Below are 4282 nucleotides of genomic sequence, written 5' to 3' on the forward strand. Positions count from 1 at the left end.
CGGACTGGGCGAAAAGGTCGACCAGGACGGTGGAGTCCTTCCCCCACGAGGTGGACACGTATCCGCCGCCAGCAGCAGCGAACTGGTCGATGACGGTAATGGAGTGGTCGGCGAGCCGGTCGAGGCGCGCGGTGGCGGCCGCCGCGAGCCACCGGGCGGGCAGCAGGCCGTGGACCGCGCGCAGGGTGGGTTCATCGGCGACGGCGTCGATCGCGCCCGCGCACCCGGTGACCGCCGGGTCGGCCCGGAAGCGGTGCAGGATCGCCTCGTCCCAGCCGTTGGCGCGGACGAGCACCTCGCCGTAGCCCTGGAGGTAGGTGCCGAGGCGACCGGCGAGTTTGCGTAGCCGCGTCGGTTCGTCGATGGTGTCGGGCACGGTGACCAGCACCGACCAGATCCGCACGGCGGCCGGGTCACGGCAGGCGGCTGCGGCGGCGGTGCGGACGAGCCGGACGGCGCGGGCGGTGGTCTCGTCGGTGAAGAAGCTGTGCAACACCACGCCGTCGGCGATGCGGCCCGCCAGTCGCAGGCTGTTGTCGCCGATGGCGGTGAGCAGCAGCGGGATGTCCTCGTCGAACGTCGAGTCCAGCCGCAGCAGCGGCCAGGCGCCCGCGGGGCCGTCGTGTCCGACGACGGTGCCGCCGCGCCAGAGCGCGCGGTAGACGCCGGCGATGTCGGTCAGTTGCGCCGAGGTCACTCTCGGCAGACCGAGCACGTCGAAGAGCAGGTCGAAGCCGCGGCCAAGGCCGAGCGCGTAGCGGCCCCCCGGTCAGCCGGTGCAGTGTGACGGCCGCGGCCGCGGTGACCACGGGATGGCGGGTGTTGTGGTTGGTGGCCGCGGTGCCGATGCCGATGCGGTCGCTGATCGCCGCGGCCGCGCCCGCCAGCGCCATGGCTTCCTTGGTGTCGAAGCGCTCGGAGAGGAAGATCGCGCCGAAGCCGAGATCCTCGGCCGCGCGCACCTCGTCGAGCAGGGCGCGGGCGCTCGGGGCGTGCCCGGCCAGTCCGTAGCAGCCCAGTTCCGGGAAACGCTGCGCGCCCGTGTCGTCACCACCGGCGGCCGGCACGTGCTCGGGTGAACGACTCATCGGGGCGCCCGCTCGGCGGTGATCATCGCCGCCAGTTCCTCCGGTTCCCAGGGCGGGCTGTCGGTGTGGTCGCGGTAGCCGAGGATCGCCGGTGCCTGCCGGTCGAAACGGCCGACGAAATTGCCCGCCGCGACGAAGATCTGGCCGGTGACTCCGCGCGCGAGCGGGCCGGTGAGGAACTGGTACAGCCGGGCGGCGTACTCGGCGGGCGGGGCGTCAAGCGCCCCCTGCACGGACAGTTCGTCGAGCATGCCGCGCCGGTGCAGCTCGCGGATCTTGGCCTCGTAGTCCGGTCCGGTGGACAGCCGGGTGCGCGCGCCGGGGCACACCACATTGGCGCGCACCCCGTGCTCCTTCAGCTCCGCGGCGATGGCGAGGGTGAGGCTGGTGACCGCGCCCTTGCCCGCCGCGTAGCCGGTGCCGCCGTAGTCGCCGAGCCAGGCGAAGGAGCTGGTGTTGACGATGGCGCCGCCGCCTTGGGCGACCATGCGGGGTGCGGCCGCACGGCAGGTGGCGAAGACCGTGCCCAGGTGCGCGTCGAGCAGCGAATGCCATTGCGCGGCAGTGATGTTCAGAATGGAGGAGCCCTCGGGTTCGGCGGTGCCCGCGCAGTTGACCAGCGCGTCGATCGCGCCGTACTCGCGCACGCAGGCGGCCACAGCGTCCTCGGCGACATGTTCCTCGGCGGCGGACCCGGCGATGCCGAGCGCGCGCCCGCCGTCTCTTCTCAGCCGGGCGACGGCGGCGTCGACGGCGACCGGGTCGCGGCCGTTGACCACCACGCCCGCGCCCGCTCGCGCCAGCGCCGCCGCGACCTCGAGGCCGATCCCCCTCGACCCGCCGGTCACCACCGCCGCGCGCACCGAACCCGTTCCGCTCATCCGCCGGTCACTCTCCTCGCCACCTCGCGTCGCCACGACCGGATGCCCGCGGCTGCCGGTTCCGGCCGTTCGCCGAACCGCAGGGCCGATCGGCCTCTTGCCGCCTTCCCGTCGACCATAGTACTGTCCAGACACGTGTCCATCACATGAATCGGACAGGTATCTGTGGAAGTAATTCCGATGACTCTGGTGAAACCACGGCGGGTCTCCGGCGGGGAACACGAACACGGGCACCTCGAGGAGTTCCGCACCGACCCGATCGCCCTGATGCGGCGGGTGCGCGAGGAGTGCGGCGATGTCGGGGCGTTCGAGCTGGCGGGCAAGCAGGTCATCCTGCTCAGCGGCGCCGAGGCCAACGAATTCTTCTTCCGCGCGGGCGACGAGGACCTCGACCAGGCCGCCGCCTATCCGTTCATGAAGCCGATCTTCGGCGAGGGCGTGGTCTTCGACGCCAGCCCGGAACGCCGCAAGGAGATGCTGCACAACTCGGCCCTGCGCGCCGAGCAGATGCGCGGCCACGCGGGCACCATCTCCGCCGAGGTCGAGCGCATGCTGGCGAGCTGGGGCGAGGAGGGCGAGATCGACCTGCTGGAGTTCTTCGCCGAACTCACCATCTACACCAGCTCGTCGTGCCTGATCGGGGTGAAGTTCCGCAACGAACTCGACCGGCGGTTCGCCGAGCTCTACCACGAACTGGAACAGGGCACCGACGCCCTGGCCTATGTCGACCCCTACGCCCCGATCGAGAGCTTCCGCAAGCGCGACGCGGCGCGTGCGGCCCTGGTGGAACTGGTGCAGCAGATCATGGATCAGCGCGCCGCCGACCCGCCCGCCGACAAGTCCGATCGCGACCTGCTCGACGTGCTGGTGTCGGTCCCCGGCGACGACGGCGGCCCTCGGTTCTCGGCCAGCGAGATCACCGGCATCTTCATCTCCATGATGTTCGCCGGCCATCACACCACCTCCGGCACCGCGGCCTGGACGGTCATCGAACTGCTGCGCCACCCCGAGCTGCTGGCGCGGGTCACCGCCGAACTCGACGAGATCTACACCGACGGCCAGGACGTGAGCTTCCACGCGCTGCGCCAGATCCCGTTGCTGGAGGCCACCCTGAAAGAGACGCTGCGGCTGCATCCGCCGCTGATCATCCTCATGCGGGTGGCCCAGGACGATTTCGAGGTGTGCGGGCACCACATCGCCAAGGGCGACCACGTGGCGGCCACCCCGGCGATCTCCAACCGCCTGCCCGAGGATTTCCCCGAGCCGGACACGTTCGACCCCGGCCGCTACATCGACCCGAACCAGGCCGATCTGGTGAACCGCTGGACCTGGATTCCGTTCGGCGCGGGCAGGCATCGCTGCGTCGGCGCGGCGTTCGCGCTCATGCAGCTCAAGGCGATCTTCTCGATCCTGTTGCGGGACTGGGAGTTCGAGATGGTCCAGCCCTCCGACAGCTACCGCAACGACCACTCCAAGATGGTGGTGCAGCTGGCCCAGCCGTGCCGGGTCCGCTACCGCCGCCGCGTGCGCACCGCCTGACGGCCCGCCGTCCCGCCGTGGGACGCCGGCACACCGCCCTAGACTCCCAGCGTGCGCAACAGGACGGTGACCAGCTACGACGTCGCGCGACGCGCGGGACTGTCGCAGTCGACGGTGTCGCGCGCCCTGCGCGACGATCCCCGGGTCACCCCGGAGACCAGAGCGCGGGTGCGGGCGCTGGCCGAGGAGATGGGCTACGTCCCGCACATCACCGCGCGCAGCCTGATCACCCGGCGCTCGGCCGCGATCGCGGTGATCAGCGGCGACATGCGCAATCCCTCCTATCCGATCCTGTTCAACGCCTTGCAGGACCGGCTGGCCCGTGACGACTACCGGGTGCTGATCATGAGCGATCGCACCGAGAGCAGCAGGCAGGACGCCGACATCCGGGCGCTGCGCGGCGGGCTGGTCGACGGCGTGGTGTTCATCTCCTCCCGGCTCGACTCGCCGGTGGTGCCGGAGCTGATCGACGGCGGCATCCCGCTGGTGATCCTCAATCGCGACGTGCACGGCAGCCAGGCGGGCCGGGTCGATCGGGTGACCTCGGACAATGTGCGTGGCGGCGCGCTGGTGGCCGATCATCTGCTCGACCTCGGGCATCGGCGGATCGGGCTGATCTCCGGCCCGCTGGACAATTCCTCGGTGAAGCTGCGCGAGTCCGGCCTGCGGGCCAGGCTGGCCGAGCGGGGCGCGCCGCTCGAGGAGTCGCTGGTGGTGCGCGGCCCGGTCCACGCCGACACCGGCATCGCGGGCGCGACCGAACTGCTGAGCGGC

General features: G+C 71.3%; 4 protein-coding genes and 1 pseudogene. 2 read left to right on the forward strand and 3 right to left on the reverse strand.

The features are described 5' to 3' along the window. The 3 genes and pseudogenes from QH283_RS25885 to QH283_RS25895 form a co-directional block, all read right to left on the reverse strand. On the reverse strand, window positions 1–715 hold a 715-nt coding region (locus QH283_RS25885; protein WP_280505547.1), incomplete at its 3' end, for an LLM class flavin-dependent oxidoreductase. A 106-nt stretch (window positions 716–821) separates the two neighbouring features. Next, window positions 822–1088: pseudogene (locus QH283_RS25890) on the reverse strand (LLM class flavin-dependent oxidoreductase); the annotation flags it as partial. Beyond that, window positions 1085–1969, reverse strand: a complete 885-nt coding sequence (locus tag QH283_RS25895) for an SDR family NAD(P)-dependent oxidoreductase (RefSeq protein WP_280505548.1) — start codon at window positions 1967–1969, stop codon at window positions 1085–1087. The pseudogene QH283_RS25890 and the gene QH283_RS25895, both read right to left, overlap by 4 nt. A gap of 180 nt (window positions 1970–2149) precedes the next feature. Between QH283_RS25895 and QH283_RS25900 the strand changes: the two genes are divergently transcribed. Further along, window positions 2150–3508, forward strand: a complete 1359-nt coding sequence (locus QH283_RS25900) for a cytochrome P450 (protein WP_280505549.1) — start codon at window positions 2150–2152, stop codon at window positions 3506–3508. A gap of 51 nt (window positions 3509–3559) precedes the next feature. Beyond that, the coding region (locus QH283_RS25905) for a LacI family DNA-binding transcriptional regulator (RefSeq protein ID WP_280505550.1) at window positions 3560–4282 on the forward strand (723 nt) is incomplete at its 3' end.

This window comes from Nocardia farcinica (assembly GCF_029867845.1).
Taxonomy (GTDB): Bacteria; Actinomycetota; Actinomycetes; order Mycobacteriales; family Mycobacteriaceae; genus Nocardia; species Nocardia farcinica_A.

Bases quoted from the DNA above. Each gene is read 5' to 3' on its own strand.
- QH283_RS25895 (WP_280505548.1), bottom strand. From the start codon at position 1,969: ATGAGCGGAACGGGTTCGGTGCGCGCGGCGGTGGTGACCGGCGGGTCG.
- QH283_RS25900 (WP_280505549.1), top strand. From the start codon at position 2,150: ATGACTCTGGTGAAACCACGGCGGGTCTCCGGCGGGGAACACGAACAC.